Source organism: Streptomyces sp. P17 (genome assembly GCF_032436805.1).
Lineage (GTDB): Bacteria > Actinomycetota > Actinomycetes > Streptomycetales > Streptomycetaceae > Streptomyces.
In genome coordinates, this window is record NZ_JAVRBF010000011.1 from 117,746 (window position 1) to 144,255 (window position 26,510).

At 71.0% G+C, this 26,510-nt stretch carries 28 protein-coding genes and 2 pseudogenes; 14 read left to right on the top strand and 16 right to left on the bottom strand.

The features are described from left to right. Positions 1–4 precede the first annotated feature (4 nt). A complete protein-coding gene (locus RMT89_RS09810) occupies positions 5–1,087 on the top strand; it encodes a Zn-dependent alcohol dehydrogenase (protein ID WP_315883417.1) in 1,083 nt (360 codons plus the stop codon). Here the strand turns inward: RMT89_RS09810 and RMT89_RS09815 are convergent. Both RMT89_RS09815 and RMT89_RS09820 read right to left on the bottom strand, forming a co-directional pair. After that, positions 1,084–1,605: pseudogene (locus RMT89_RS09815) on the bottom strand (DMT family transporter); the annotation flags it as partial. The gene RMT89_RS09810 and the pseudogene RMT89_RS09815 sit on opposite strands and share 4 nt — an antisense overlap. A gap of 215 nt (positions 1,606–1,820) precedes the next feature. Further along, positions 1,821–2,462: a TetR/AcrR family transcriptional regulator gene (locus RMT89_RS09820; protein WP_315883418.1), complete on the bottom strand. Its 642-nt coding sequence runs from the start codon at positions 2,460–2,462 to the stop codon at positions 1,821–1,823. 77 nt (positions 2,463–2,539) lie between these two features. Between RMT89_RS09820 and RMT89_RS09825 the strand changes: the two genes are divergently transcribed. From RMT89_RS09825 to RMT89_RS09835, 3 genes are all read left to right on the top strand, one after another. Then, positions 2,540–3,691 carry an acyl-CoA dehydrogenase family protein gene (locus RMT89_RS09825; RefSeq protein WP_315883419.1) on the top strand — a complete coding sequence of 384 codons (1,152 nt, stop codon included), beginning with the start codon at positions 2,540–2,542 and terminating at the stop codon, positions 3,689–3,691. A 61-nt stretch (positions 3,692–3,752) separates the two neighbouring features. After that, positions 3,753–3,998, top strand: a complete 246-nt coding sequence (locus RMT89_RS09830) for a YiaA/YiaB family inner membrane protein (protein WP_315883420.1) — start codon at positions 3,753–3,755, stop codon at positions 3,996–3,998. A gap of 101 nt (positions 3,999–4,099) precedes the next feature. Beyond that, positions 4,100–4,723, top strand: coding sequence for a TetR/AcrR family transcriptional regulator (locus RMT89_RS09835; RefSeq protein WP_315883421.1), 624 nt, complete (start codon positions 4,100–4,102; stop codon positions 4,721–4,723). Between the two features lie 8 nt (positions 4,724–4,731). On the opposite strand, the gene RMT89_RS09840 is transcribed toward RMT89_RS09835, so the two are convergent. Next, positions 4,732–5,193: a MaoC family dehydratase gene (locus tag RMT89_RS09840; RefSeq protein ID WP_315883422.1), complete on the bottom strand. Its 462-nt coding sequence runs from the start codon at positions 5,191–5,193 to the stop codon at positions 4,732–4,734. Positions 5,194–5,293: 100 nt separating this feature from the next. Here RMT89_RS09840 and soxR point away from each other — a divergent pair, with 100 nt between their 5' ends. Further along, entirely contained in the window at positions 5,294–5,770 is a 477-nt protein-coding gene (gene soxR / locus RMT89_RS09845; protein ID WP_315883423.1) for a redox-sensitive transcriptional activator SoxR, read from the top strand. Positions 5,771–5,809: 39 nt separating this feature from the next. Here the strand turns inward: soxR and RMT89_RS09850 are convergent, their stop codons facing one another. The 3 genes from RMT89_RS09850 to RMT89_RS09860 all read right to left on the bottom strand — a co-directional run bounded on the left by RMT89_RS09850 (position 5,810) and on the right by RMT89_RS09860 (position 8,488). Then, positions 5,810–6,877, bottom strand: coding sequence for an RNA ligase (ATP) (locus RMT89_RS09850; protein ID WP_315883424.1), 1,068 nt, complete (start codon positions 6,875–6,877; stop codon positions 5,810–5,812). A gap of 78 nt (positions 6,878–6,955) precedes the next feature. Next, positions 6,956–7,687 (bottom strand): 3-keto-5-aminohexanoate cleavage protein, encoded by a 732-nt coding sequence (locus RMT89_RS09855; RefSeq protein ID WP_315883425.1) that lies wholly within the window; start codon positions 7,685–7,687, stop codon positions 6,956–6,958. 195 nt (positions 7,688–7,882) lie between these two features. Beyond that, positions 7,883–8,488, bottom strand: a complete 606-nt coding sequence (locus tag RMT89_RS09860) for a hypothetical protein (RefSeq protein ID WP_315883426.1) — start codon at positions 8,486–8,488, stop codon at positions 7,883–7,885. A 244-nt stretch (positions 8,489–8,732) separates the two neighbouring features. Here RMT89_RS09860 and RMT89_RS09865 point away from each other — a divergent pair. Then, positions 8,733–9,796, top strand: a pseudogene (locus tag RMT89_RS09865) (penicillin acylase family protein). A gap of 19 nt (positions 9,797–9,815) precedes the next feature. Here the strand turns inward: RMT89_RS09865 and RMT89_RS09870 are convergent. Next, positions 9,816–11,141, bottom strand: coding sequence for a serine-threonine protein kinase (locus RMT89_RS09870; RefSeq protein ID WP_315883427.1), 1,326 nt, complete (start codon positions 11,139–11,141; stop codon positions 9,816–9,818). A gap of 81 nt (positions 11,142–11,222) precedes the next feature. Next, entirely contained in the window at positions 11,223–12,458 is a 1,236-nt protein-coding gene (locus tag RMT89_RS09875; protein WP_315883428.1) for a DUF1343 domain-containing protein, read from the bottom strand. 191 nt (positions 12,459–12,649) lie between these two features. On the opposite strand from RMT89_RS09875, the gene RMT89_RS09880 reads away from it, so the two are divergent. The 3 genes from RMT89_RS09880 to RMT89_RS09890 are packed head-to-tail and all read left to right on the top strand — an operon-like array spanning position 12,650 to position 15,698. After that, positions 12,650–13,414 (top strand): SDR family oxidoreductase, encoded by a 765-nt coding sequence (locus RMT89_RS09880; protein WP_315883429.1) that lies wholly within the window; start codon positions 12,650–12,652, stop codon positions 13,412–13,414. Further along, positions 13,411–15,078 (top strand): AMP-binding protein, encoded by a 1,668-nt coding sequence (locus RMT89_RS09885; protein ID WP_315883430.1) that lies wholly within the window; start codon positions 13,411–13,413, stop codon positions 15,076–15,078. The genes RMT89_RS09880 and RMT89_RS09885 overlap by 4 nt, the downstream gene beginning before the upstream one ends. A 26-nt stretch (positions 15,079–15,104) precedes the next feature. Further along, positions 15,105–15,698, top strand: a complete 594-nt coding sequence (locus tag RMT89_RS09890; protein ID WP_315883431.1) for a TetR/AcrR family transcriptional regulator — start codon at positions 15,105–15,107, stop codon at positions 15,696–15,698. 6 nt (positions 15,699–15,704) lie between these two features. Here the strand turns inward: RMT89_RS09890 and RMT89_RS09895 are convergent, their stop codons facing one another. From RMT89_RS09895 to RMT89_RS09905, 3 genes are all read right to left on the bottom strand, one after another. After that, a complete protein-coding gene (locus tag RMT89_RS09895; protein WP_315883432.1) occupies positions 15,705–16,928 on the bottom strand; it encodes an acyl-CoA dehydrogenase family protein in 1,224 nt (407 codons plus the stop codon). 6 nt (positions 16,929–16,934) lie between these two features. Continuing rightward, positions 16,935–17,957 (bottom strand): phosphotransferase family protein, encoded by a 1,023-nt coding sequence (locus tag RMT89_RS09900; protein ID WP_315883433.1) that lies wholly within the window; start codon positions 17,955–17,957, stop codon positions 16,935–16,937. A 165-nt stretch (positions 17,958–18,122) separates the two neighbouring features. Continuing rightward, positions 18,123–18,419, bottom strand: coding sequence for a hypothetical protein (locus RMT89_RS09905; protein ID WP_315883449.1), 297 nt, complete (start codon positions 18,417–18,419; stop codon positions 18,123–18,125). Between the two features lie 111 nt (positions 18,420–18,530). On the opposite strand from RMT89_RS09905, the gene RMT89_RS09910 reads away from it, so the two are divergent. Next, a complete protein-coding gene (locus RMT89_RS09910) occupies positions 18,531–19,472 on the top strand; it encodes an NADP-dependent oxidoreductase (RefSeq protein ID WP_315883434.1) in 942 nt (313 codons plus the stop codon). A 249-nt stretch (positions 19,473–19,721) separates the two neighbouring features. On the opposite strand, the gene RMT89_RS09915 is transcribed toward RMT89_RS09910, so the two are convergent. From RMT89_RS09915 to RMT89_RS09930, 4 genes are read right to left on the bottom strand one after another with little or no spacing between them, the layout of a single operon-like run. Then, positions 19,722–20,039 carry a DUF202 domain-containing protein gene (locus RMT89_RS09915; RefSeq protein WP_315883435.1) on the bottom strand — a complete coding sequence of 106 codons (318 nt, stop codon included), beginning with the start codon at positions 20,037–20,039 and terminating at the stop codon, positions 19,722–19,724. After that, positions 20,036–20,428, bottom strand: a complete 393-nt coding sequence (locus RMT89_RS09920; protein WP_315883436.1) for a DUF202 domain-containing protein — start codon at positions 20,426–20,428, stop codon at positions 20,036–20,038. The genes RMT89_RS09915 and RMT89_RS09920 overlap by 4 nt, the downstream gene beginning before the upstream one ends. A gap of 10 nt (positions 20,429–20,438) precedes the next feature. After that, positions 20,439–20,963 carry an NUDIX domain-containing protein gene (locus RMT89_RS09925; RefSeq protein WP_315883437.1) on the bottom strand — a complete coding sequence of 175 codons (525 nt, stop codon included), beginning with the start codon at positions 20,961–20,963 and terminating at the stop codon, positions 20,439–20,441. Positions 20,964–20,990: 27 nt separating this feature from the next. Continuing rightward, the gene (locus tag RMT89_RS09930; protein ID WP_315883438.1) at positions 20,991–21,887 is read right to left on the bottom strand and encodes a DMT family transporter; all 897 of its coding nucleotides are present in this window, start codon (positions 21,885–21,887) and stop codon (positions 20,991–20,993) included. Positions 21,888–22,237: 350 nt separating this feature from the next. Here RMT89_RS09930 and RMT89_RS09935 point away from each other — a divergent pair, with 350 nt between their 5' ends. From RMT89_RS09935 to RMT89_RS09950, 4 genes are all read left to right on the top strand, one after another. Next, the gene (locus tag RMT89_RS09935) at positions 22,238–23,188 is read left to right on the top strand and encodes a hypothetical protein (RefSeq protein ID WP_315883439.1); all 951 of its coding nucleotides are present in this window, start codon (positions 22,238–22,240) and stop codon (positions 23,186–23,188) included. Between the two features lie 113 nt (positions 23,189–23,301). Continuing rightward, on the top strand, positions 23,302–24,849 hold the full coding sequence (locus RMT89_RS09940; protein ID WP_315883440.1) for an APC family permease: 1,548 nt from the start codon (positions 23,302–23,304) through the stop codon (positions 24,847–24,849). 69 nt (positions 24,850–24,918) lie between these two features. Further along, on the top strand, positions 24,919–25,653 hold the full coding sequence (locus RMT89_RS09945) for a molybdopterin-dependent oxidoreductase (protein ID WP_315883441.1): 735 nt from the start codon (positions 24,919–24,921) through the stop codon (positions 25,651–25,653). Next, positions 25,637–26,257, top strand: a complete 621-nt coding sequence (locus tag RMT89_RS09950) for a cytochrome b/b6 domain-containing protein (RefSeq protein WP_315883442.1) — start codon at positions 25,637–25,639, stop codon at positions 26,255–26,257. The genes RMT89_RS09945 and RMT89_RS09950 overlap by 17 nt, the downstream gene beginning before the upstream one ends. A gap of 10 nt (positions 26,258–26,267) precedes the next feature. On the opposite strand, the gene RMT89_RS09955 is transcribed toward RMT89_RS09950, so the two are convergent. Continuing rightward, the gene (locus RMT89_RS09955; RefSeq protein ID WP_315883443.1) at positions 26,268–26,429 is read right to left on the bottom strand and encodes a hypothetical protein; all 162 of its coding nucleotides are present in this window, start codon (positions 26,427–26,429) and stop codon (positions 26,268–26,270) included. Positions 26,430–26,510 lie beyond the last annotated feature (81 nt).

Genomic DNA, 26,510 nt, shown 5'->3' on the forward strand with positions numbered 1-26,510 from the left:
ACCCATGGTTCGCGCCGCTGTCCTGCCCGCCGTGGGCGCTCCGCTGGAGATCGCCGAGATCGACCTCCCGGACCCGGGCCCCGGCCGGGTCCGGGTCCGGCTCGCCGCCGCGGGCGTCTGCCACTCCGATCTGTCCCTGTCCAACGGCACGATGCGCGTCCCGGTCCCGGCGGTCCTCGGCCACGAGGGCGCGGGCACGGTCGTCGCCGTCGGCGAGGGCGTCACGCATGTGGCCCCAGGCGCCGGAGTAGTCCTCAACTGGGCCCCGTCCTGCGGAAGTTGCCATGCCTGCGCTCTCGGCGAGGTCTGGCTGTGCGCCAACGCCCTGAACGGCGCCGCCGACGTCTACGCCCATCGCTCCTCCGACGGCACCGACCTCCACCCCGGCCTGAACGTCGCCGCGTTCGCCGAGGAGACGGTCGTCCCGGCGTCCTGCGTCCTGCCCGCCCCCGAGGGCGTCCCGCTCACCGAGGCGGCCCTGCTGGGCTGCGCGGTCCTCACGGGCTACGGCGCCGTCCACCACTCGGCGCGGGTGCGCCAGGGGGAGACGGTGGCCGTGTACGGCGTCGGCGGAGTGGGCCTCGCCGCGCTCCAGTCGGCCCGTATCGCCGGTGCCTCGAAGATCGTCGCGGTGGACGTCTCGCCGGCGAAGGAGGACCTGGCCCGCGCGGCCGGCGCCACGGACTTCGTGATCGCCTCGGAGAACACGGCCCGCGAGATCCGCGCCCTCACCGGCAAGCAGGGCGTGGACGTGGCGATCGAGTGCGTGGGCCGCGCGTCCACCATCCGCACGGCCTGGGACTCCACCCGCCGCGGCGGCCGTACGACGGTGGTCGGCATCGGAGGCAAGGACCAGCAGGTCACCTTCAACGCCCTGGAGATCTTCCACTGGGGCCGCACCCTCTCCGGCTGCGTCTACGGCAACACGGACCCGGCCCGAGACGTCCCGGTCCTCGCGGAACACGTCCGAGCCGGACGCCTGGACCTGGGGATGCTGGTGACGGAACGGATCGGTCTGGAAGGCATCCCGGCGGCCTTCGACAACATGCTGGCGGGGAAGGGCGGCCGGGCGCTGGTGATGTTCTAGCCGGCCCGTCCGGCGTTGGCGGACGAGGCCGGTTCGGGCCCGATCGCGGTGCTGGGGGCACCGTCCCCGGCACCACCCGCCCCGGTCGACGAACGGGACCGCGAGACGGCCACCCCCGCCAGACACAGCGCCCCGCCCGCCGGCGTCAGCACCCCCGGCACCTCACCCAGCGCCAGCCACGACATCAGCACGACCAGCGCGGGCACGGCGTACGTCGTCGCGCCCATGCGGCCGGCGGTCGTACGGGCCAGCGCGTACGCCCATGTCGTGAAGGCGAGCGCGGTCGGGAAGACGCCCAGGTACACCATGTTGAGCGTGGCCGACACCGGCGCCTCGCCGACCTCCGCCACCAGCTGCCCGGCGAACGGCAGACACGCCACGGCGCCCACCAGACACCCGAACGTCGTCACCTGCAACGCACTCGCCCGCGCCAGCGCCGGCTTCTGCGCGACGACGCCTCCGGCGTACCCCACCGCCGCGAGCAGGCACAGCACCACACCGAGCAGCGAGGACCCGCCTCCGCTGCGCCCGTCGAGCAACGCGAGCAGACAGGCGGCACGGGTCTCATCGGTGAGGAGAGCGGCGAGCCGAGCGAGGTGAGGTGCGCGGGGGGTCGCGATCGGGCATGGCAACCAGGATGGGGCCCGAACACTTCGGTCACAGCCGAACCATGTGCACGGCAGCTCCCTGGGGGCGCGGGGAACTGCGCTTTCAACCCCCACCCACCCGCAGCTCAAGACGACCGGACAACCCCTTCGTACTGCCGCTCCAGCCCCTCCAACAACGCAGCAAGCCCCGTCTCAAAGGCCCGTTCGTCAATCTTCTCCTGCCGCTCGGCAAGAAGATGCGCCTGCCCCAGATGCGGATAGTCCGCAGGGTCGTACGCACTGACGTCGTCGACGAATCCCCCCGCGAACGACCCCAGCGCGGACCCCATGATGAAGTACCGCATCAGCGCCCCGATCGAGGTGGCCTGCGCCGGTGGCCACCCCGCCTCCACCATCGCCCCGTACACCGCGTCCGCGAGCCGCAGCGCGGCCGGCCGTCGGCCGGGCCCGCGGGCCAGGACGGGCACGATGTTCGGATGGTCCCGCAGGGCCGCCCGGTAGGACACGGCCCAGTCGTGGAGCGCGGTCCGCCAGTCCCGGCCGTCCTCGAACATCGACAGGTCCACCTGCGCGCTCACCGAGTCCGCCACCGCCTCCAGGATCTGGTCCTTGGTGCGGAAGTGGTTGTAGAGGGACGGCCCGCTCACCCCCAACTCCGCGGCGAGCCGCCGGGTGGAGACGGCCGCGAGGCCCTCCGTGTCCACGAGCACCCGCGCCGTCTCGACGATCCGGTCGGTGCTGAGAAGGGGCTTGCGCGGTCGGGCCATGGCGCACATAGTAGGGCTGCATCTGGAAACTAGCAGTGCTAATTTAAATGTACGGCATTCAATTGGGGTGACTAGGCATGAACCTGGAGCTCAGCGAGGAGCAGACCGCCGTACGGCAGCTCGCCCGGGACTTCGTGGCCCGCGAGATCGCCCCGCACGTCGTCGCCTGGGACCGCGCCGAGGAGGTCGACCGGGGCATCGTGAAGAAGCTCGGCGAGGTCGGCTTCCTGGGCCTGACCGTCGACGAGGAGTACGGCGGCTCCGGCGGCGACCATCTCGCGTACTGCCTGGTGACGGAGGAGCTCGGCCGCGGTGACTCGTCGGTGCGCGGCATCGTCTCGGTCTCCCTCGGCCTCGTCGCCAAGACGATCGCCGCCTGGGGGAGCGAGGAGCAGAAGCGGCGGTGGCTGCCGGGCCTGACCGCCGGCGACCATGTCGGCTGCTTCGGCCTCACCGAGCCGGGCACCGGATCCGACGCCGGCAACCTCGTCACCCGCGCGGTCCGCGACGGCGACGACTACGTCATCAACGGCACCAAGATGTTCATCACCAACGGCACCTGGGCCGACGTGGTGCTGCTCTTCGCCCGCTCCACCGACGCCCCCGGTCACAAGGGCGTCTCCGCCTTCCTGGTCCCCACGGACACCCCCGGTCTGACCCGCCGCACGATCCACGGCAAGCTCGGTCTGCGCGGCCAGGCCACCGCCGAACTGGTCCTGGAGGACGTGCGGGTGCCCGCCTCCGCGATGCTCGGCGAGGAGGGCAAGGGCTTCTCGGTCGCCATGTCGGCGCTGGCCAAGGGGCGGATGTCGGTGGCGGCGGGATGTGTGGGTCTCGCCCAGGCGGCGCTGGACGTGGCCGTGAAGTACGCGGGGGAACGGGAGCAGTTCGGCAGGACCATCGCCCACCACCAGCTCGTACAGGAGCTGATCAGCGATATCGCCGTGGACGTCGACGCCGCCCGGCTGCTGACCTGGCGGGTCGCCGATCTGATCGACCGGGGGCAGCCCTTCGCCACCGAGTCGTCGAAGGCCAAGCTCTTCGCCTCGGAGGCCGCGGTCCGCGCCGCCAACAACGCCCTGCAGGTCTTCGGCGGCTACGGCTACATCGACGAGTACCCGGCGGGCAAACTGCTGCGCGACGCCCGGGTGATGACCCTCTACGAGGGCACGAGCCAGATCCAGAAGCTGGTGATCGGCCGTGCGCTGACGGGGGTCTCCGCCTTCTGAGTACGACGGCTGAGTACTTCGACGGATGTGGCGCGGCCGACGTCGGCCGAGGCTGGCCCCCATGAGTGACACACCGGTCAAGCAGAACACGGCCGCCTTCTACGGCCAGTCCGTCGCCTCGTTCGCCGTCGCCATGGCGGCGACCGCCATCGGCATCTACCAGCTGGAGGCCGACCCCTGGGTCCGCGCCTTCCTCGGCATAGCCGTCCTCTACCTGGTCACCTCCGCCTTCACCCTCGCCAAGGTCATCCGCGACCGCCAGGACGCGACGACGGGCCGGGCGTACAGCCCGTTCGAGAAGCTCTGAGCCGCAAGCTCTGGGCCGCAAGCTCTGAGCCGCTGCACTAAGCGCTCGCTCACCGTCGGCGGTATGGTGGTGACCCTGGCATCGAGAGGGGCGAGCGAGCGATGAGTACGGCGGAGGAGATGGCCGGCGGCGAGGGGTCGGCGTGGGGCGAGGTCACGCCCGACGCGGCCCGGCGATTGCTGATCGCCGCGGTGGAGGCCTTCGCCGAGCGCGGGTATCACGCCACGACGACCCGTGACATCGCGGGCCGGGCGGGGATGAGCCCGGCGGCGCTCTACATCCACTACAAGACCAAGGAAGAGCTGCTCCACCGGATCAGCCGGATCGGCCACGAGAAGGCGCTGGAGATCCTGCGTACCGCGTCCTCGCGTGAGGGCAGCGCGACCGAGCGGCTCGCGGACGCGGTGAGCTCCTTCGTCCGCTGGCACGCCGGGGGGCGTACGACCGCCCGCGTGGTGCAGTACGAGCTGGACTCGCTCGGCCCCGACGCCCGGGCGGAGATCCTCGGGCTGCGTCGGCAGGTCGACGCCGAGGTGCGCGGGATCATCGAGGACGGGGTGGCGTCCGGTGAGTTCGAGGTGCCGGACGTCAAGGGCACCACGCTCGCCGTGCTGTCGCTCTGCATCGACGTGGCGCGCTGGTTCAATGTCGACGGACCCCGGACGCCCGACGAGGTCGGCGAACTGTACGCCGACCTCGTGCTGCGCATGGTGGGCGCGAAGTAGTCCCGGTCCTACAGGTAGTACCGCGCCACGGACTCGGCGACGCACACGGGCTTGTCGCCGCCCTCGCGCTCCACGGTGAACGCGACTGTCACCTGGACACCGCCGGTGACGTCGTCGATGCCGGTGATCGTCGCGGTGGCGCGCACGCGCGAGCCGACCGGCACGGGGGCCGGGAAACGGACCTTGTTCGTGCCGTAGTTGACGCCCATCTTCATGCCCTCGACCTTGATCAGCTGCGGGCCGAAGAGGGGCAGCAGCGACAGGGTGAGGTATCCATGGGCGATGGTCGTCCCGAACGGGCCGGTGGCGGCCTTCTCGGGGTCGACGTGGATCCACTGGTGATCCCCGGTCGCCTCCGCGAAGAGATCGATCCGCTTCTGGTCGATCTCCAGCCAGTCGGTGTACCCCAGCTGCTCGCCGACCGCCGCCTTCAGGTCGTCGACGGAGGTGAAGCTCCTCGGTTCTGCCATGTCCCGGCCTCCCAAAAGTCTAAGCGACTGCTTAGCATGCTCGGGTGGGAGGCTCCTGTCAACGGACCTGCCCTCCGCCGGGGCGGGTAGGCTTCGAGGGGTGCCCAAGATTCCCGAGAAGATCCACGAGCTCACGGTCGGCCAGCTCGCCGCGCGCAGCGGCGCCGCCGTCTCCGCCCTGCACTTCTACGAGGCCAAGGGCCTGATCACCAGCCGCCGTACCGCAGGCAACCAACGCCGCTACGGCAGGGACACGCTGCGCCGGGTGGCCTTCATCAGAGCGGCCCAGCGCGTGGGCATCCCCCTGGCGACCATCCGCGATGCGCTGGCCGAACTCCCCGAGGGACGCACCCCCACGCACGAGGACTGGGCCAGCCTCTCGGAGGCATGGCGAGCCGAACTGGACGACCGCATCACCCGGCTGAACCGCCTCCGGGACCACCTGACCGACTGCATCGGCTGCGGCTGCCTCTCCCTGGACACCTGCGTCCTCTCCAACCCGGACGACGCGTTCGGCGAACGCCTGACGGGATCCAGGCTGTTGGCGGAACGACGCGGGGCCACGACGGAGACGTAGCGGCCTCGCCGGGGCGCTCACCCCGGCGAGGCCGACCGCTCACTCGTACTCCGTCCCACCCTTCCGCGTCAGATACGCCGGACTCACCGCCTTGGCGATCGCCCGCCCCCCGGTCACCGCGCTGTACCGCTCCACCGCCGGGCGTATCACCACACCCTCCCGCAGATGCAGCTCACGCCCGGACACGGTCTCCCGTCCGCTCGCGATCTCCAGCACCCGCTCACTGTCGTACGGGCCTTCGTACAGGCGCGGCACCGACGGCAACGCGTCACCGATCAGCTCCGCGGCGTTCAACCACCGCACCGAACCGTCGATCTCCGCCGAGACGTCGAACACCGCGTACCCCAAGGACTCGCGTCGGCCGTCCGCCCCGTACGTCAGATCCTGGACCCCCGCCCCGTACACCTCACCGAAGATCCCGACCCGCCGAGCCCCCAGCCGCTTCGCGAGACGGGCCGCCACCTCCGCGACACCGTGCCCGTGCACGGCACGCCAGTACAGATTCCGCGGATCCTCCTTCAGCGCCAGCGACTTCGCGCCGAAGCCCTTGGAGGACACGTACACCCGCGATTCGCCGGCGACATACGTCACCAGGCATGCCGACCCGTGCAGCTTCTCCGTCACGACCACCGGCTCGCCCGCCGTGAAGATCCCCGGGTACCGCTGGATGTTCTCGATGTCCACCCACGGCAGCAGATCCGGCGCCGACTCCACGTCCCCGGACATCGTCGGCGGTATCGGCGGCACCCACTTGGTGATGCCCAGCCGGTCCGCGAAGTCCGTACCGTCCGCGGCGGCCCGGACCAGGTCCACGCCCGCCAATTCCGACGGCCGGCACACGATCCCCTGCGACAGCTCCCCACGCAGCCGAACCGCCTTCACCCGGTCCGAGTTGCTTCCCGCCAGCCGCCCGGTCAGCCCCAGCTCCTCGACCAGCGCGGCCGGCAGCACCGACTGCTCGGGGATGTACACGGCCACCTCGCCGGTGCGGTAGGCGCCCTTGGCGACAACCGCCCGGTACAGGCCCACCTGGGCGAGTTCGAGGGCGTCGGCGTTGGGATGCTCATGGACGGTCAGCACTTCGGCGGTGACGCGCAGCGTCGACATCGATGACTCCTGGGTTCTTCGTCAGCTGTGTTTCATCGCCTCCCACTGTCCGGACGGGAAAAGGGTGGAGCCAGCCAATTAGCGCCTGGTAGCGTCCCGGCCCGCGTACTGGATCAAGGCCTCGGCCACCAACTGCGCGTTGGACACGGCCCGTTCGCCGGTCGGCAGCAGCAGGGTGTCCTCAAGCCCCACCCGCGTCGCAAGTCCCAGCCGCCCGGCCAGCCGCAGTACCGGCCACGCCCCGCCGTCCTCACCGGGCAGCAGCACAGGCCGGCCGGAAGCGGACCCCAGTTCGTCCAGCAGAGCCCGCGCACTGTCCTCGGCGGTGTCCGGTGACGTGTCCGTCACCTCCGCCAGCACCCGCAGCACCTTCGGACCGAGCGGCGAGCGAGCGAACCGCGCGGCCGCGTCCGTGCCCGACCAGATCCCGGCCTCCACCCCGACCCCCAGGTCGATCAGCGCGGCGGCCGCCTCCTCCGCCCCGGGCTCGTGCCAGTTGACCGAGGCGTGCTCCGGCAGCACCGTCCAGGACCGTATCCGCGCCACCCGCGCCAGGGGATCCGGCTCCGCCCAGGCACCCGTGGTCACCCCGACCGGCACGGACACCCGGGCCCGTACCGCCTCCAGCGTCGCCGCGACGACGCGCGGGGACAGACTGTCCTGTCCGCAGGGTGTCTTGGGATGAACATGCACATCGGTGGCCCCGGCTGCCACGGCCTCGGCCGCGGACCGGGCCATCGCCCCCGGCGACAGCGGCACCATCACACCGTCGGCCGACCCTCGGGCGCCGTTCAGACAGACCTGCACCATGCCTGGATGATCCCTCGGCATGTGGGGGTGCGGCATCCCCGGCGCACCCCCGGTCGTACCAAGCGGCCCCTGAAGTCCGGCGCTGTCGCGCCCCGCAAGGGGCGCGGGGCTGTAAGCGATGTGCGGCTACCGCCGCGTGGGCGCGACCAGCCCCCACCGGCCCGCGGATTCATCACCGGGCTTCCAGCGGAGCGTTTACGCGGACACCAGCAGCCGGCGTTCCCGCCGGGCGGCCGCCAGGGCCTCCGGTGTCAGCACCGGACGTGGGACCACGATCCCGCAGTGCGTGCAGACCGGGCCCGAGCAGGGTTCATGGGCCAGGTCGTACTTCCAGGTCAGCCGCTCCTCGCCGCACACCGGGCACTCGGCACCCGGTTCGCGCTCCAGGGCGGAGATCAGCCGGCGCAGTACCTCGGCCAGCGGCTCACGGGGGTGGACCCGCGGGTCGTCGCACCACGCAACTCCGAAACCGCCCCAGGTCAGCCGGTGCCAGTCGTCGACACTCCCCGGCCTGCGCAGACCGTCGTGCTTCTCCTTCTTGCGTCGATGAGCGAACTCGACCTCATAGGCGAGCCAGACCGAACGCGCTTCCTCCAACTCGTCCAACGCGGCCACGAGCCGCGTCGGATCGGGGGACCTGTCCTCAGGGCCGAACCCCGCCCGGGAGCACAAGTGGTCCCAGGTCGCCCTGTGCCCGTAAGGGGCGAATCGCTCAAGGCACTTACGCAGTGAATAGCGTCGTAGCGCCAGATCACAGCGCGGGTCTCGCACCTGTCTCGCCAGACTCCGGAAACCGGCCATCGCCCTGCACCTCCGTCACACCTGCACCTGTACTTCGGTCACTTCGGCGTCGCGCCGCACGGACTTCGTACGACGTTGACGAATAGACGTATCGACATGCGATTCGGCTCCATCCGTTTTCCGATGGCCCCCATCAGCCGGTCCGCGCGCGTCCCCCAACGCGCGGAAAAGTGACGCATGTTCACCTTCAATCCCGGGGATACCGGCGGTAACGTCCGGCCCGCCCTCGTCGGTAGGAGCTGCCATCCCACGGCGCATCCCCCGCACCGCGCTCGACAGACAGAGAACTCCCGGCAGATTCCCCGGGTTCCTGAAGACGGCATCCGTATGCGTGCTCCTTGCCGCTCTTTTGTCCCCGCTTTCCCAGGCGGTCGCCGCCGAGGACGCGGACGACGGCGGTGACCGACCACTGCGGCAACCAGTGCTCCGACATCCTGCCGCCCGGCGAGAACGGCAACGCCACCCTGGCCCAGATCCTGCTCAACCAGGCCTTCGGCACCATGCCCGCGCACGCCTCCGACCAACTGGGTCCCTACGCGAACCTCGCCACCGGCTACCCCACCCTCACCAACGCCACGATCACCAGCTTCTTCAACGACGCCTCGTTCGAGGTCCCCGCCGATCAAATCGCCTCCACCGTCAGGCCGGCCGGCCGCAGCGACGTGACGATCGTCCGCGACAAGAAGACCGGTGTGCCGCACATCACCGGTACCACCAGATACGGCACGGAGTCCGGCGCCGGCTTGCGGCGGCCGAGGACCGGCTGTGGCTCATGGACGTCTTCCGGCGCGTCGGGCGAGGACAGCTGACATCCTTCGCCGGTGGCGACCCCGCCAACCAGGGCCTTGAGCAGGAGTTCTGGCGCCAAGCGCCGTACGCCGAGGCCGACCTGCAAGCGGCCTGTTCACCGCCTTCACCGCCAACCTGCCGGTCGACGAAGCCCCCTCGGCCGCTCATGGCCCGACCGGCGCCCACGCCGGCAGCTCCTTCCAGTACGGCTGGTGGAGCTATGTCGACAAGGACCTCCGGTCGGTGCTCGGTGAGTCGGTCCAGGGCCCGCTGGCCCGTGAGTACTGCGGGAACGGCAGCCTGAGCGCCTGTCGGGACAGCCTGATCGGCACCCTGAAGACGGCCGCGGGCAAGACCGCCGCGCAGGTCTGTCCCGGCGACGACGGCTGCTCGGCGGCCGACCAGTGGTGTGCAGACTCGATCGTGCAGCGCCCGCTCGGCGGCATCAACCACGCCAGGATCAGCTGGCAGAACCGGCCGACCTACCAGCAGGTCGTGGAGTTCACCTCGCACCGCTGACGCGCAAGCAGGCGGCGGGTCAGCGCACGCGGCCCGCCGCCAGCACCAGCTGGGCCAGCTCCCGGTGCACGATGTCGCTGTGCGCCCCGGCCGGGGGACCACCACGCCGGACCACCGCGGCCGCGTCGACGTTCACACACCCCGCCGCGGGCAACGGCCCGCGCAGCGCGTCGGCGAGCTTGAGGTTCTTGGTGCCGGGCACCGCCTGCACCCCGTCGAAGCCCATCGCACCCCACTTGGCGCCCAGCGCCCGCCCGATGTCGAGACCCTGGAACTCCCGGTCGTGACCCGCCATCCGGGAGGCCAGCGGGTACATCGTGCCCAGTGCGTCGTCGTGCCGCGAGAAACAGCACACCAACGGCCCGTCGATACGGTTGTGCTGCCCCTGGAGCACCCCTCCCGCGCGCGGGTCGTGCGGCAGCCGGGCCGAGAACGCGTAGTGCGAGAAGGCCCCTTGGAGCAGCGTCACGGACTTCACCGTACGCACCCCCTTGGGCAGCCCGCGCAGCGCGAAGGACACCAGCCGCCCGCCGAAACTGTGCCCCACCAGATGCACCCGCACCCCGGGCGACCGCGCCGCGAGCTGCCCGATGACCCGCCCGAGCCCCCGCTCACCCACCGTGCCCGCCCGCCGCTTCATCGCGTAGTACGTCGCCTGCCGCAGCAGTTCGTGCGCCCCCTCCCAGGGGTTCGGCAGTGCGAAGGAGGCGTCCGGAGCCGTCTCATCAGGCGACTGCAGCCGGGCGAGCGCCCGCGCGAACTCCTCGCATCTCTCGGCCGCGGTCCCGTCGAACATGGCCGGCTCGTCCTGCGGTACCCCCTCCGCCAGCGTGTCCGCCGCGAACAGCGCCTGCGGGCCCGGCGGCACCAGATCCACCAGCAGCCGCACCAGACGCCCGAACTCCTCCAGCTCGGCCTCCTCGCGCGACTGCTGCTCCAGCAGCCGGGCCAGCTGGTCGATCACGGTCGCCCGCCCCGGGAACGTCTCCAGCAACGCGTGCCGGGTGTCCTTGTCGAGCACCGGCCGCGGCGGCAGCTCGGCCGCCACGGCGCGCGGGAAGTCGGGGATCGGCTCGTCCGAGAACCGCATCGACGGCCATACGACGCCCACGTACCCGACCTTGGCCTCCGGCGCCAGCTCCGGGACCGGCGCGAAGAAGCTGTCGTAGAGCCGTGTCGCCCCGGAGCGGTCGTTGTTCCAGCCGTGCGCGAAGACGAGCAGATCACGCACGCCGTGCTGGGCCACCCCGGCGAGCAGCCGGTCCCGGGCGCGGGCGTCCGCGTCTCCGTCCGCGTCGAAGGTCAGCTCCCCATATGGAGACACGCTCATTGCCGGTCGTGCCATGACGGGCCCCTCCGTCCCCCGTAGCGGTGCGATGTGGGCGCATCGTCCCGCCACGGCGCAGAGTTGGCCATACGGCGCGGGTCATCTGTAGAGGAGGTATTCCTTTCGAATCCTCCGGAACGCGGCCAATTCCTCCTGCCAGCCCGCCACCACCTCGTCGGTGCTCGCGCCCGCGTCGATCGCCGTGCGGACCTGAGTGGAGCCGGTGAGCTTGTCGATCCAGTTGTCGGAGCGCCAAGTGAAGCCGGAGAACGTCTTCTTGGCGGTGACGAGGAGGGCGACTCCGGTGCGGACGGCGTCGTAGGCGGCCCGGTCGTGGACGTGGATCTGGACGCCGCCGACGGTCTTGCCCTGGAACTTGGAGAAGGTGGGCGCGAAGTACGCCTCCCTGAAGTGCACGCCGGGCAGGCCGAGTCGGTTGGCCTCGGCGGCCCAGCGGCCGTCGATGCCCTCCGCGCCGAGGAGTTCGAAGGGGCGGGTGGTGCCCCGGCCCTCCGAAAGGTTCGTGCCCTCGAAGAGACAGGTCCCCGAGTACACGAGCGCCGTGTCCGGAGTCGGCATGTTCGGGCTCGGCGGGACCCAGGGCAGACGCGAGGCGTCGTAGAACTCCGAGCGCCGCCAGCCCGTCATCGTGACGGTCTCCAGGGGGACGGGGGCTGTCAGGAACTCCCCGTTGAACAGCAGGGCCAGCTCGGCGACCGTCATCCCGTGCGCCTGCGAGATCGGCTGCCGGCCTACGAAGGTGGCGAACTCCTTGTGCAGGACGGGCCCTTGGGCGGAGCGGCCGGTGACCGGGTTCGGGCGGTCCAGCACGACGAAGCGCTTGCCTGCGAGCCGGGCTGCCTCCATGCAGTCGTAGAGCGTCCAGATGTAGGTGTAGAAGCGGGCGCCCACGTCCTGGATGTCGAAGACGACGGTGTCGACGCCGGACGTCGTGAAGATGTCGGCGAGGGGCTGGCCGCTCTTGAGGTACGTGTCGTAGACGGGGAGGCCGGTGGCGGGGTCGTCGTAGCGGCCTTCGGAGCCGCCCGCCTGGGCGGTGCCCCGGAAGCCGTGCTCCGGGCCGAAAACGGCCCTGAGATCCACCCTGTCGTCTTCGTGCATGACGTCGACGATGTGACGGGCTTCTCGGGTGATGCCGGTGGGGTTGGTGACGATGCCGACGCGCCGGCCCTCGAGTGCGGAGTACCCGTCGGCGACCAGGCGTTCGAAGCCGGTCTGCAGCCTGCGGCCGCCTTGTTCTGCCGCGGCCGCGGAGGTTGTGGTTGCTGCCAAGGCCGGGGTTGCCATGAGGAGAGTTCGTCTCGTTAGGCGCATGGAGGGCACCGTAAGGGGTGGTGCGGTTGTTCGTAAGGTGCCGGTTGGGTGTGGCTTGTCGCGCCCGCGCGGCTGAGCCGCACATCGATACAGCCCCGCGCCCCCGACCCGGTACCTTCCACGCCCTTCTCTCATACATACCGACCGGTTAGTCTGGCCCTGCCTACCTGAGCCGCAGTCGAAGGAGATCGATGGTGGAAGCCTTGCAGGGTGCGTCAGTGGTTGTCACGGGGGCCGGCGGTGGGATCGGGGCCGCTCTGGCCCGGCGGTTCGCCTCTGCTGGAGCCCGAGTCGTCGTCAATGATCTCGACGCTCGCAAGGCTGAAGCCGTCGCCGCTGAGATCGGTGGGATCGCCGTGCCGGGGGACGCCTCCGCCGTCGTCGGGGCCGCTCGTGACGCCCTCGGCGGCGCCATCGACGTCTACTGCGCCAACGCCGGCGTCGGCTCCGGCGGATCCGAGGCTGCCGGGGAGGACGTCTGGGCGCTCGCCTGGGACGTCAACGTCATGGCTCATGTCCGGGCCGCCCAGGAGCTCATCCCGGGGTGGCTGGAGCGTGGGCAGGGGCGGTTCGTCTCCACCGTGTCCGCCGCCGGGCTGCTCACCATGATCGGCGCCGCGCCCTACAGCGTCACCAAGCACGGTGCGTACGCCTTCGCCGAGTGGCTGTCGCTGACCTACCGGCACCGGGGGATCAAGGTGCACGCCATCTGTCCGCAGGGCGTGCGGACCGACATGCTCGCCGCCACCGGGAGCGCGGGCGACCTGGTGCTCCAGCCGACCGCCATCGAGCCCGACGACGTGGCCGACGCGCTGTTCAAGGGCATGGCGGACGACCGGTTCCTGATCCTTCCGCATCCCGAGGTCGCCGGGTTCTACCAGTCCCGGGCGGGGGATCCCGACCGCTGGCTCGGGACCATGAACCGCATCCAGCAGAAGTGGGAGGCCGGCCGGTGAGCGACTCCCGGTACGCGGCCAAGCCCTGGCTCGCCCTCCTCGACGATGCCCAGCGCGCCCCGATCGACCCCGCCGACTCCCTGGTGCACGCCCTGCGCCGGGCCACCGCCGAGCACCCGGACCGTGCCTTCCTCGCCTACTTCGACGGCCGCCTCTCCTATCGCGAGGCCGACGAGCTGAGCGACTCCGTCGCCGGGCATCTGGCCGCTCGGGGCCTTGAGCGCGGCGACCGGGTGGCCGTGCTGCTCCAGAACTCCCCGCTCTTCGCGCTCGCCGTGCTCGGCGCCTGGAAGGCGGGCGCGACCGTCGTGCCGGTCAACCCGATGTACAAGTCGGGGGAGATGGCGCACGTCCTGCGGGACGGGGAGGTGACGGCGCTGATCTGCTCCGACCGTGCCTGGGAGTCGTATCTGCGCGAGACCGCCGCGGACTCGCCGGTGCGGATCGTGCTCACGGGCTGTGAGCTGGACTTCCAGACGCGCGGCGACGCGCGCGTGCTGAACTTCGAGCGGCTGCCGCAGACCGCCGACGCCGACGATCTGACGGCCGTGGCCCGCGCCGGTCACCGGGCGCCCGAGGGGCGCGACCCGCGGCCCTCCGACATCGCGCTGATCAGCTACACCTCCGGCACCAGCGGCACCCCCAAGGGCGCCACCAACACGCACGGCAACATCATGCACAACGCCGAGCGGCAGCGGACCGGACTGCCGCTGCCCGAGGCGCCGGTGTACTTCGCCATGGCCCCGCTGTTCCACATCACCGGCATGGTCTGCCAGTTCGGCGCCTGTCTGAACAGCGCGGGCACGCTGGTGCTGGCGTACCGCTTCGAGGCCGGTGTGGTGCTGGACGCGTTCGCCGAGCACCACCCGCACTACACCGTCGGTCCGTCGACCGCCTTCATGGCGCTGGCCGCCCATCCCTCGGTGACCCGCGACCACTTCGCCTCCTTCCGGATCATCTCCTCCGGAGGCGCCCCGCTGCCGCCCGCGCTGGTGGAGAAGTTCCGGGCCGGATTCGGGCCGTACATCCGCAACGGCTACGGGCTCACCGAGTGCACCGCGCCCTGCGCCGCCGTACCGCCGGGCCGGGAGGCGCCCGTGGACCCGGGCTCCGGGACGCTCGCCGTGGGGGTGCCAGGTCCCGACACGGTCGTGCGGATCGTCGACGAGGAGGGCGCGGAGGTGCCCTTCGGCGAGCAGGGCGAGATCGTCGTGAGCGGGCCGCAGGTCGTGCCCGGGTACTGGCGGCGGCCCGAGGCCACCCAGGAGACCTTCCCGGGCGGTGAGCTGCGCACCGGTGACATCGGGTTCATGGATCCCGAGGGCTGGCTGTACGTCGTCGACCGCAAGAAGGACATGATCAACGCGTCCGGCTTCAAGGTGTGGCCGCGCGAGGTCGAGGACGTGCTGTACACCCATCCGGCGGTGCGCGAGGCGGCCGTCGTCGGGGTGCCCGACGGGTATCGCGGGGAGACCGTCAAGGCGTACATCAGCCTGCGTCCGGGCGTCCAAACCGACCCGGATGAACTCGCGGTGTACTGCAAGGAGAGACTGGCCGCTTACAAATACCCGCGCCAGGTGGAGATACTGCCCGACCTGCCGAAGACGGCGAGTGGGAAGATCCTCCGGCGGGAACTTCGTTCCCGCCCGCACGACAGCAATTGAGAACTCGGAAGGCAGGTGGCGGCACAGTGCCCAGGACGACGGACGGAGACGGCACCCCCGTCCCGCAGCGGCTGTTGGCCGCCGCCACCCGGCTCTTCGCCGAGCGGGGCTACGACCGGACCTCGGTGCAGGAGATCGTGGAGGCGGCCGGCGTCACCAAGGGGGCGCTGTACCACTACTTCGGCTCCAAGGACGACCTCCTGCACGAGGTGTACGCGCGCGTGCTGCGCGTCCAGCAGGAGCGTCTGGACGCCTTCGCGGGCGCCGACGAGCCGGTGGAGAAGCGGCTGCGCGCCGCGGCCGCCGATGTCGTCGTCACCACCATCGACAACCTCGACGACGCGTCGATCTTCTTCCGCTCGATGCACCATCTGAGCCCCGAGAAGAACAAGCAGGTGCGCGCCGAGCGCCGGCGCTACCACGAGCGCTTCCGCGCGCTCATCGAGGAGGGGCAGGAGGCCGGCGTCTTCTCCAAGGCGACCCCGGCCGACCTGGTGGTGGACTACCACTTCGGCTCGGTCCACCACCTGTCGACCTGGTACCGCCCCGACGGCCCGATGAGCCCCCAGGAGGTCGCCGACCAGCTGGCCGACCTGCTCCTGAGGGCTCTCAGACCGTAGGAGTCCCTACAGGTACTTCTTCAGCTCCCGCCGCGCCAGCGACCGCTGGTGCACCTCGTCCGGGCCGTCCGCGATCATCAGCGTGCGGGCGCTCGCGTACAGCTCGGCCAGCGGGAAGTCCTGGCTCACCCCGCCCGCGCCGTGCAGCTGGATCGCCCGGTCGATGATGTCGACCACCGCGCGCGGGGTGGCGATCTTGATGGCCTGGATCTCGGCGTGGGCGCCCTTGTTGCCGACGGTGTCCATCAGCCAGGCCGTCCTCAGGACGAGCAGCCGCAGCTGCTCCACGGTCACCCGCGCGTCCGCGATCCAGTTGTGCACCACGCCCTGCTGGGCCAGTGGCTTGCCGAACGCCGTACGGGACACGGCCCTGCGGCACATCAGCTCGATCGCCCGCTCGGCCATGCCGATCAGCCGCATGCAGTGGTGGATACGGCCGGGCCCGAGGCGGGCCTGCGCGATGGCGAAGCCGCCGCCCTCCTCGCCGATCAGGTTGGCCACCGGCACACGCGCGTGGTCGAAGACCACCTCGGCGTGGCCGCCGTGGGAGTGGTCCTCGTAGCCGAAGACCTGCATCGCGCGCCTGACGGTGACGCCCGGGGTGCCGCGCGGGACCAGGACCATGGACTGCTGGCGGCGGATGTCCGCGCCGTCCGGGTCGGTCTTGCCCATCACGATGAAGATCTTGCAGTCCGGGTTCATCGCCCCGGAGGCGTACCATTTGCGCCCGGTGATGACGTACTCGTCTGTGCCGTCGGAGGCTCGCTCGATGTGCGTAGTGATGTTGGTGGCGTCCGAGGAGGCCACCTCGGGCTCCGTCATCGCGAACGCCGAGCGGATCTCACCCGCCAGCAGCGGCTCCAGCCACTGCTTCTTCTGCTGCTCGTTGCCGAACTGGGCCAGCACCTCCATGTTCCCGGTGTCGGGTGCCGCGCAGTTCGTCGCCGTGGGCGCCAACTGCGGGGAGCGGCCGGTGATTTCGGCAAGCGGAGCGTACTGGAGGTTGGTGAGCCCGGCGCCGTGCTCGGCATCGGGGAGGAAGAGGTTCCACAGCCCCTGCCTGCGCGCCTCCGCCTTGAGCTCCTCGACGACGGCCGGCGTGTCCCACGGCGAGGCCAGCTGTGCGCGCTGTTCCTCCGCCACGGCCTCGGCCGGATAGACGTACTCGTCCATGAAGGCGAGCAGCTTGGCGCGCAGCTCGTCCGTGCGTGCGTCGAACGCGAAGTCCATGTCCCGTCAGCCTTCCTGAAGAGTGGTCAGACCGTGCTCGATGAAGACCGGGACCAGATCGCCGATGCGGTCGAAGCCGCGTCCGACGGTCTGGCCCAGCGTGTAGCGGTAGTGGATGCCCTCCAGGATCACGGCGAGCTTGAACCAGGCGAACGCCGTGTACCAGGAGACCGCGGAGACGTCGCGTCCCGAGCGCGCCGCGTACCGCTCGATCAGTTCTGCCGGATCCGGGTGCCCCGGGGCTTCGGCGGTGGTGGAGACGGGGGAGTCGGGCATGTCCAGCGGCTTGCTGTACATGACCAGCAGGCCGAGGTCGGTGAGCGGGTCGCCGAGCGTGGACATCTCCCAGTCGAGGATGGCCTTGATCTGGTCGTCGCCGCCGATCAGGACGTTGTCCAGACGGTAGTCGCCGTGGATCACCGTCGGTGTGGGGGAGACGGGCAGCCGGCGGCCCAGGGTGGCGTGCAGCTCGTCGATGCCGGCCAGCTCACGGTTGCGGGAGGCGTCCAACTGCTTGCCCCAGCGGCGCAGTTGGCGGTCCAGGAAGCCCTCCGGGCGGCCGAAGTCGGCGAGGCCCACCTCAGCGGGGTCCACCGCGTGCAGGTCGACGAGGGTGTCCACGAGCGAGAGCACCGCCTGACGGGTGCGCTCCGCGCCCAGTGGGACCAGCTGGTCGGCGGTGCGGTACGGGGTGCCCTCGACGAACTCCATGATGTAGAAGGGCGCCCCGAGCACCTCGTCGTCCTCGCACAGCACGAGCGGCCGCGGCACCGGCACGTTCGTCGGATGCAGCGCGCTGATCACGCGGTGCTCGCGCTTCATGTCGTGCGCGGTGGCGAGGACATGGCCGAGCGGAGGGCGACGTACGACCCACCGTGCGGTGCCGTCCGTGACGGCGTAGGTGAGGTTCGACCGTCCACCCTCGATCAGCCGGCCGGTCAGCGGGCCGTGCACCAGGCCGGGGCGCTCGCGCTCCAGCAGGGCGCGCAGCCGGTCGAGATCGAGTCCGGGCGGGTGGTCGGGGCTCATCGATGCTCCTACAGGCAGGTGAACGAGTCCCGACCAATGATGCCGACCGGTCGGTATGTCGTCCAGTGCGCGAGCCCAACGTGATCGGAGCCACGATAGGCCGACAGCTCCCCGCGCGGGGCGACGGGGAGCTGTCGGAGGGTGTCTTTGGGCCGGTTCAGTACCTCAGTGGTCGTCCCAGTGGCCGGCGTGGGCCGCGTGCCGGTGGCCGTCGTGCACATAGTCGACGTGGTCGCCGTGCAGCACGCTCTCGTGCCCGCAGCCCTCGCCGTGCTGGTGGTCGTGGCCCTCGTGGGTGATGTGTCCGTCCGCCTCGCACTCGTCCCAGTGCCCGCTGTGCAGACGGTGCAGATGCCCGCCGTGCGCGTAGTCGACATGGTCGCCGTGCGGCACCTCGGTGTGTCCGCAGCCGGGTCCGTGGGTGTGGGCGTGTGCGGCGTGTTCCTGATGGAGGGTGGTCATGGTGCTCACCTTCGAGGTGCGGGTGATGACGACGGCCAGGCTGCCACGCGAACGGCGCATATCAGCTCATTCGGCTTGCGTGGCGTCCGGGCACCCCGGAGGGTCGGAGGCATGAAGGCCATCAGCTACTCACGCTACGGCGGCCCCGAAGTGCTGGCCCACGGTGAGGTGGCCGACCCCAAGGTCGGTCCCGACTCGGTGCTGGTCAAGGTGCGGGCGGCGGCCGTGAATCCGGTCGACTGGAAGTGCCGCGAGGGCTACCTCGACGGCGCCCTGCAGGCCGTCTTCCCGGTGGTCATCGGATGGGACGTCTCCGGAGTGGTCGTGCAACCCGGGGTGTCCGTCACGGAGTTCGCCGTCGGGGACGAGGTCATCGGATACGTACGCGAGGACCTTCTGTGCCGAGGCACCTTCGCCGAGTACGTCGCCGCCCCGGTGCGCACCCTGGCCCGCAAGCCCCGCAACCTCTCCTTCGAGGAGGCGGCCGGGCTGCCGCTGGTCGGCCTGACCGCCTATCAGGTGCTGATCAAGGTGCTCCAGGTGAAGCGCGGCGAGACGGTCCTGGTGCACGCGGCGGCCGGCGGGGTCGGCTCCATCGCCGTCCAGCTCGCCCGTCATGTGGGCGCCCGGGTGATCGGCACCGCGAGCGCGAAAAACCACGACTTCGTGCGCGGCCTCGGCGGCGAGCCGGTCGAGTACGGCGAGGGCCTGGTGGAGCGGGTACGGGGCCTGGCCCCCGAGGGCGTGGACGCCGTCCTCGACACCGTCGGCGGCCAGGCGCTACAGGCGTCGGCGAACGTGCTGAGCCCGGAAGGACGGCTGGTGTCCATCGCCGACCCGGAGGTCTTCGGCTACGGCGGCCGCTACTACTTCGTACGGCCCGACGCCGAGGACCTCCTGAGGCTGACCGAACTGGCCGAAGGGGGCGCGGTCTCCGTGCACGTCTCGGAGACCTTCCCGCTGGAGCGGGCGGCGGACGCCTACCGGCTCAATGAGGAGGGGCGGACCCGGGGGAAGATCGTGGTGACGGTCGCCTGGGACGACGAGTCCTAGAGGACCAGGAGTCCTGGAGGACCAGGGGTCCTTTAGGGACACGAGCCCTGGAAGGTCAGGAGTTCTGGGAGAACAGGAGCCCTAGACCCGTACTTCGCAGGTCACCCGATCGTGAAGACCAAGCGGTCGTAGCTGATCGCTCGCCGGTCGGAACCGCAGCAGCGATGGCCGTCTCGGTCCGGCCCGGTCGAGATCGGACGCCGTGAGGCCGATGCGGAGAACCTTTTCGGCGACCTGCGAAGTACGGGCCTAGAAGAGCAGCAGCGCGCCGCACACCGCCAGCGCGACCGTGCAGAGGACCGCCGCCGTGGCGTGCCGGGGCGCGAGTGCCGCCGGTGCCCGGCTGGTCGCGAGGGTGTGGATACGGCGGTTGGCGACCGTGAGGAACCCCAGCCACAGCACACCACACAGGGCGCACACGACGATCCGCGGAGCCGAGACCCCGCCGTGCAGGGCCGCCCTCACGGCCAGTACCGCGGCGACGGTGCCCGCCAAGGTCGTACGACGCCAGGCGAGCCTGGTCCGCTCGGGCTGGAGCCCAGGGTCCCGCACCGGCTGCGCGGTCATCCCTCCCACCCGACGAGCACCACCACGACCATCGCGAGGGCCACGACCGCGACCACCATGCTCAGCACCGCCGGGAACCGCGAGACCGGCAGATCCTCACCCCGGCGCATCGCCCGCTCACAGGCCACCCAGTGATTGACCGCGCGCAGGGAGCACAGCACGCCCGCCGCGAGCAGCGCCAGGGCCAGTCCGACCCGCCAGCCCCAGCGCAGGTCCGGCAGGAACTGGTCCACGGCGAAACCGCCGCCGATCAGCGCCATCGCGGTGCGCAGCCAGGCCAGGAAGGTGCGCTCGTTCGCCAGCGAGAAGCGGTAGTCCGGTGTGCCGCCCTCCCGCCGGATCTCCTCGGGCGCGAACCACAGCCGGACGTTCCGTACAAATTCGATCACGCCCCGGACCCTACCGGGAGCCCTCCGCCGCCCTGTGCGCCCGCAGCCGCTCGTACGCGGCGAGGCCGTCCGGCACCCACTCCCACTCGGCGAGGCGCGTTTCCACCTCCGCCTCCGGCAGGAAGGCGTGCCAGGCCACCTCCTCCACCTGCGGGCTCACCGGCAGCTCGCAGCGCACCTCGTACACGGCCGACCACCAGCTGTGCCCGGCGCCGTCCTCGTAGAGGAACTTGAAGAGGAACTCCGGCTCCGGCAGCCCGGACACCCCGAGCTCCTCCTCGGCCTCCCGCAGGGCGGCCCGGTCGTAGGACTCGCCCGCGCCGACGACACCGCCGACGAACACGTCGTACAAGGAGGGGAAGACCAGCTTGGCCGGGGTGCGGCGGTGGACGAACAGGCGGCCCTCGGCGTCCCTGGCCTGGATGAACACGCACCGGTGCCGCAGGCCCTCGGCGTACACCCGGCCGCGCGGAAGCTGTCCGATGACGTGGTCGTTCTCGTCGACGATGTCGAGGATCTCGTCAGCTGCGCTCATGCGCCCCATCCAAGCAGGGCCCGGGTGTCACCCGGCAGGCTGGAGGTCCCGTGCCGGTTCCCTGACCGTCGCGCCGGACGGCATCGCTGGGTGGAGTCCGAGCAGGATGATGCCCACGACGATCGCGGCGAGCCCGGCGGACTCCCAGGCCAGGGCGCCCACATCGGTGCGGAGCCGGTCGCCGAGGAAGCCGACCCCGCAGGCGATGCCGGCCAGCGGCTGGGCGGCGGTCAGGGCGGGCAGCGACATGCGCAGCGACGCGGTCTCGAAGGCGCTCTGCACCAGCACCAGACCGGTGACACCGAGCGCCAGCACGGCGTACGGCTGCCAGCTGGTCAGCACCTCGGCCAGGCCGCCCTCGCTGAAACGCTGGCCCGTCACCCGGGTGAGCGCGTCCTGGACGCCGTAGAGGAGCCCGGCGGCCGTGGCGAGCAGGACCGGGCCCGAGCTGAGCCGTGAGCGCTTGGCGTACGCCGTGAGCAGCAGGGCCGTCCCGACCATGACGCCGATGATCAGCCACTGCCGGAACGGGTCCGTCAGTGCGGTGCCGCCGGTCGGCTGGCCGGCCACGATGAACGCGGTCACCCCGCCCGCGAGCAGCAGCAGACCCAGCCAGCCCTGGCGGCCCAGGGGCTGCTTGGTCTGGCGCCGGGACAGGGCCATGGCGAAGAGGAGGTTGGTCGCGAGCAGCGGTTCCACCAGGGACAGCTCGCCCTGGCCGAGGGCGACGGCGCCGAGCGCCATGCCGACGACCATCAGGGCGATACCGCCGAGCCAGCGCGGAACCTTCACCAGGTCCAGCAGGATCCGGGGGGAGAGGAAGTCGCTGAGGGGCGCCTTCTGGGCGGCGTTCTGCTGCAGGACGAATCCGAAGCCCAGGCAGCAGGCGGCGCTCACGGCGAGAATCAGAACCTGAAGCGACACGCGACGTTCCTCGATCGTTCGGCCGGGGCTCGGGGTGCGTACTGCGTAGGGGCCGACTGTAGCGTCCCGGGACCCGGCGCGCCCCTGGGAGCGATGGACTACCCGCCATGCTCCGTGCTCGGCGCCGGAAAAGCCATGGTGTACGCCACAGGTACGGTCCAATCCCACGATCCGGACGGCCACGAGCCCCTGCAATGTGTCACAAGTGCCTCATCTGTAACAGGAGTTGACGCGTGTAACACTCTGGCGGCCCTTGACGCGAAGCATTGGCGGGGGGTTGGCTGTGCGTGATCGCTCGATGGCAAACCGAAACCAGACGACGGCCCCGCGTCGCGTGAGGATGTCCCGCGGTGTCTCCACCCCCGCCACCCCTGGGCCGCGGCCGCAAACGCGCGGCCCAGACCCTGGACGGCGCTCTCGACGACCTGGAACTGACCGCCGCGCGGGCGGCGTTGGCGCAGGGCCGGTGGCAGACCGCCCGCACCCTGCTCGCCCACACCGCCGACGACTGGGACCGCCGCGGCCACCGCGTCACCGTCCTCGCCCAGGAGCCCTACAGCGCCCCCTGGGCCCGGGAGTGGCTGCTCGCCGAGCCCGAGTCCGCCGATGCCCGCGTCCTGCTCGCCCTCGCCCAGGTCCAGCGCGCCCTGCGCGGCAAGGAGAAGCCGGCCCGCGCCCGCGAGGCCTGCCACGCGGCGGCCGCGTCCGCCCCGGCCGACCCCACCCCGTGGCTCGGCCTGCTCATGCTCACCCGGGGCACGGGCACCGAGGAGGACGCGCTGAAGCTCTTCGAGGAAGTGCGCCATCGGCACCCCGACCACCACCACGCCCACCATCTGATGGTCGCCCGGCTCGCCGAGCGCCACCCGGCCGTGGGCCCGGACCCGCTGCACGAGGTCTACGACTTCGCCAACGGCGCCGCCGAGCGTGCCCCCGCCGACTCCCCGCTGGCGATCCTCCCGGTCATCGCGCACGCCGAGCGCTACCGCGTGCTGGCCGCCGCCGGGCACGAGAGCGCCGACCCGGCCGCCTCCGGGCACTGGGTCGGCCGCCGGGCCCGCCAGGTGATGAAGGCCGCCTTCGACTGGTGGCTGGAGTGGGAGCACGAGGGCCATCCGCGCCGCCTGGTCGATCTGAACTTCCTCGCCCACGCCAAGTACTGCGAGGGCCGGGGCGCCGAGGCGGCCGCCCTGTTCCACCGCATCGGCGAAAACGCCACCCCGGCGCCCTGGTCCTACCCGGACCGCGATCCGTACCCCGCCTTCCGTGCCGCCCGCGACAACGCGCTCGGGACGGTGTGAAACACCCGCACAGGAAACACCTGCAGCACCTGAAGCACTGAAGCACTGAAGCACTGAAGCACTGAAGCGCTGAAGCACCTTCACCCCCGCTACCCCCGAAAGGACGACCCGCGATGACGACGGGCAGTTCGAGAACGAGCAGTCCCCTCACCGACAGCGGCGGCATCAGTACGTTCAAGGGCCAGGACCGGGCCCTGCGCGCCGACCGGCTCGGCACGGTCGGTCTGCTGCTGTCCGTGCTCGCCGCGACCGCACCCCTCATGGTGGTCGCTGGTGTCATGCCCACGACCTTCGGGGTCATGGGCATCGTCGGGCAGCCGCTCCTCTTCGTGATCCTCGGCGTGGTGCTCGCCCTCTTCAGCGTCGGGTACGCCGAGATGAGCCGGCACGTGCACAACGCCGGTGCCTTCTACGCCTACATCTCCCGCGGCCTCGGCGGCACCGCGGGCGCCGGCTCGGCCCTGGTCGCGCTGGTCGCCTACAACTCCCTCCAGGTCGGCATCTACGGCATCTTCGGCTTCGAGGTCTCCGGTCTGTTCGCCACCTACCTGGAGATCGAGCTCGCCTGGTGGATACCGGCGCTGCTGGCCGTGCTGTTCGTCGGCGCGCTCGGCTGGCTGAAGATCGACCTCAACGCGCGCGTGCTCGGCGTTCTGCTCCTCATCGAGGTGGCACTCGTCGTGATCTTCGACGTGGCCGCCCTCGGCGATCCCGGCCCCGAGGGCCTGTCGCTGCAAGCCTTCAACTGGGACACGCTCAGCGGCGCCGGCATCGGCACCGCCCTGTGCTTCTGCGTCGCGGCCTTCCTCGGCTTCGAACAGGCCCCCGTGTACGCCGAGGAGACCAGCCGCCCGCATGTCCTCGTGCCGCGCGTGATGTTCCTGGCCATCGGCGGCATCGCCGTCTTCTACACCCTCACCTGCTGGGCGATCACCGTCGCCACCGGCCCCGGCGCCGTCGTCGGCACCGCGAAGGAACAGAGCGCCGGGATGCTGTTCTTCCTCACCGAGGGCCTGGTGGGGGAGACCTTCACCGATGTCCTGCACGTGCTCTTCGTGACCGGCATGTTCGCCGCGATGCTCAGCTTCCACAACGTCGTCGCCCGCTACGCCTTCGCCATGGGCCGTGAGGGCCTGCTGCCCGCCGCCTTCGGCCGCACCCGCAGCGCGAGCGGCGCCCCCGGAACGGGCTCCCTGCTCCAGACGGTGGTCGCCCTGGTGGTCGTGGCCGCCTTCGCGCTCGCCGACGACAAGCCGACCGGCGACCCGACCGCGCCCGTGCTGCACCTGTTCACCTGGATGGGCAACGTCGGCGCGCTCGGCGTCACGCTCCTGATGGCCATCGCCTCGGTGTCCGTCGTGGCCTTCTTCGTCCGCCGCGGGGCCGCGGGCAGCCAGTTCTGGCGGCTGGCCGCCGCCGGGCTCGCCACGGTCGCGCTGCTGTTCATCGTCGTCTACACCGTCAAGGACTTCGACGTGCTCGTCGGCTCGGGCCCCGGTTCGTCCCTGAACTGGATCCTGCCCGGCATCATCGCCCTCGCCCTGGTCGGCGGCCTGGTCCAGGGCCTCGTCCTGCGGGCCCGCAACCCCGAGGCGCACGCCCGTATCGGCCTGGGCAACGAGGCGTTCCAGCTGGAGAAGGCGGCGGAGACGTCGCACTGAGATTACGGAACTCTGACGGGCACCCGCGGCCCCTGGCCCGCAGTGGGCCGCGGGTGCTCGAATGAACATGTGAACCCCGAAGAACCGGCACAGCCCGAGGAACGCGGTACGCCGATCGGCCGCCGGGTCCTCCTCGGCACGCTGGGCCTGGGCGCGCTCGGCGTGATCTCCGCGCCCGTCCTGCAACGCGGTATGGAGTCCTTCCTCGCGGGCGCCGCCGAGAAGGACCCGACGGGCCTGACCGGTCTGCTCCCCAACGGCGGCGGCTTCCGCTACTACTCGGTCGCCTCCTCGGTGCCGCGCAAGAACGCCGGGAACTACCGGCTCACCATCGACGGCCTGGTCGACCGCCCGAGGTCGTACACCCTGGCCGAGCTGCGCGCCCTGCCGCAGACCCGCATGGTCCGCGACGTCCAGTGCGTCACCGGCTGGCGGGTTCCCGGCACCCCCTTCGAAGGAGTGCGCCTGTCCCGGCTCCTGGACGCCGCGGGAGTGCGCCCGTCGGCCGGGGCGGTGCGCTTCACCTGCTTCGACGGCGTCTACACCGAGAGCCTCACGCTCGACCAGGCCCGCCGCTCCGACGTCCTGGTCGCCCTGCGCATGCAGGACAAGGACCTCGGCCACAGCCACGGCGGCCCGGCCCGCCTCTATGTGGCCCCCATGTACTTCTACAAATCCGCCAAGTGGCTCTCGGGCATCACGGTCACCGAGGACGTCCGCCCGGGCTACTGGGAGGAGCGCGGCTACGACGTCGACGCCTGGGTGGGCCGCTCGAACGGACGCGACGATGAACCTACGAGCTGAGGCCCCGCCGACGGCGAGCCTCCGCCGCTTCGGGCGGGCGACCAGGTGGGTCCACCGCACGACGGCCGTGCTGATGCTCACCTGCTTGGTGACCGCGGCCTGCCTGTACGTCCCCCAGCTCGCCGAGCTGGTCGGCAGACGCGAGCTGGTGGTCCGTATCCACGAGTGGGCGGGCCTGGCCCTCCCCGTCCCGCTCCTCGCAGGCCTCGCCTCCCGCGCCCTGCGAGCCGACCTGGGCCGGCTGAACCGCTTCGGCCCCCACGACCGCCGCTGGCTCCGTGCGGTCCTGCACCGCGACCGCACCCCCGGATCCCGCCCGGCCGCGAAGTTCAACGCCGGCCAGAAGATCTACGCGTCCTGGATCGCCGGCGCCACGCTGGTCATGCTCGCCACGGGCCTGATGATGTGGTTCACCCAGCTCACTCCCCTGATGTGGCGCACCAGCGCAACCTTCGTCCACGACTGGCTGGCCCTGACCATCGGCATCGTCCTGGCCGGCCACATCGGCATGGCCCTGGCGGACCCGGAGGCCCGACGGGGGATGCGCACGGGGTCGGTGAGCCGGGAGTGGGCGGAGCGGGAGCATTCGCTGTGGCGGCCGTGATCCCGGCAGCTCAGGGGCACTCGTTCGCGCGGTAGCCGGCCCCACTGACGTATTCCACCCGCACGCCGTCCTGCTGCTCCCGCAGCACGTAGAGCGTGCCCTTCCATGGTGCCCACCACCTGGGTACCAGGAAGAGCCGGTCACCGGAGACATGGAACAGCCGCTCTTCCATGGTGCCCACCACCTGGGTACCAGGAAGAGCCGGTCACCGGAGACATGGAACAGCCGCTCTTCCATGGTGCCCACCACCTGG

Excerpts from the sequence above, each read along its gene's own strand:
- RMT89_RS09810 (WP_315883417.1), top strand. The coding sequence starts at position 5 with ATGGTTCGCGCCGCTGTCCTGCCCGCCGTGGGCGCTCCGCTGGAGATC.
- RMT89_RS09820 (WP_315883418.1), bottom strand. The coding sequence starts at position 2,462 with ATGGCCCGACCGCGCAAGCCCCTTCTCAGCACCGACCGGATCGTCGAG.
- RMT89_RS09825 (WP_315883419.1), top strand. The coding sequence starts at position 2,540 with ATGAACCTGGAGCTCAGCGAGGAGCAGACCGCCGTACGGCAGCTCGCC.
- RMT89_RS09830 (WP_315883420.1), top strand. The coding sequence starts at position 3,753 with ATGAGTGACACACCGGTCAAGCAGAACACGGCCGCCTTCTACGGCCAG.
- RMT89_RS09835 (WP_315883421.1), top strand. The coding sequence starts at position 4,100 with ATGAGTACGGCGGAGGAGATGGCCGGCGGCGAGGGGTCGGCGTGGGGC.
- RMT89_RS09840 (WP_315883422.1), bottom strand. The coding sequence starts at position 5,193 with ATGGCAGAACCGAGGAGCTTCACCTCCGTCGACGACCTGAAGGCGGCG.
- RMT89_RS09850 (WP_315883424.1), bottom strand. The coding sequence starts at position 6,877 with ATGTCGACGCTGCGCGTCACCGCCGAAGTGCTGACCGTCCATGAGCAT.
- RMT89_RS09855 (WP_315883425.1), bottom strand. The coding sequence starts at position 7,687 with ATGGTGCAGGTCTGTCTGAACGGCGCCCGAGGGTCGGCCGACGGTGTG.
- RMT89_RS09860 (WP_315883426.1), bottom strand. The coding sequence starts at position 8,488 with ATGGCCGGTTTCCGGAGTCTGGCGAGACAGGTGCGAGACCCGCGCTGT.
- RMT89_RS09870 (WP_315883427.1), bottom strand. The coding sequence starts at position 11,141 with ATGGCACGACCGGCAATGAGCGTGTCTCCATATGGGGAGCTGACCTTC.
- RMT89_RS09875 (WP_315883428.1), bottom strand. The coding sequence starts at position 12,458 with ATGCGCCTAACGAGACGAACTCTCCTCATGGCAACCCCGGCCTTGGCA.
- RMT89_RS09880 (WP_315883429.1), top strand. The coding sequence starts at position 12,650 with ATGGTGGAAGCCTTGCAGGGTGCGTCAGTGGTTGTCACGGGGGCCGGC.
- RMT89_RS09895 (WP_315883432.1), bottom strand. The coding sequence starts at position 16,928 with ATGGACTTCGCGTTCGACGCACGCACGGACGAGCTGCGCGCCAAGCTG.
- RMT89_RS09900 (WP_315883433.1), bottom strand. The coding sequence starts at position 17,957 with ATGAGCCCCGACCACCCGCCCGGACTCGATCTCGACCGGCTGCGCGCC.
- RMT89_RS09905 (WP_315883449.1), bottom strand. The coding sequence starts at position 18,419 with ATGACCACCCTCCATCAGGAACACGCCGCACACGCCCACACCCACGGA.
- RMT89_RS09910 (WP_315883434.1), top strand. The coding sequence starts at position 18,531 with ATGAAGGCCATCAGCTACTCACGCTACGGCGGCCCCGAAGTGCTGGCC.
- RMT89_RS09915 (WP_315883435.1), bottom strand. The coding sequence starts at position 20,039 with ATGACCGCGCAGCCGGTGCGGGACCCTGGGCTCCAGCCCGAGCGGACC.
- RMT89_RS09925 (WP_315883437.1), bottom strand. The coding sequence starts at position 20,963 with ATGAGCGCAGCTGACGAGATCCTCGACATCGTCGACGAGAACGACCAC.
- RMT89_RS09940 (WP_315883440.1), top strand. The coding sequence starts at position 23,302 with ATGACGACGGGCAGTTCGAGAACGAGCAGTCCCCTCACCGACAGCGGC.
- RMT89_RS09950 (WP_315883442.1), top strand. The coding sequence starts at position 25,637 with ATGAACCTACGAGCTGAGGCCCCGCCGACGGCGAGCCTCCGCCGCTTC.
- RMT89_RS09955 (WP_315883443.1), bottom strand. The coding sequence starts at position 26,429 with ATGGAAGAGCGGCTGTTCCATGTCTCCGGTGACCGGCTCTTCCTGGTA.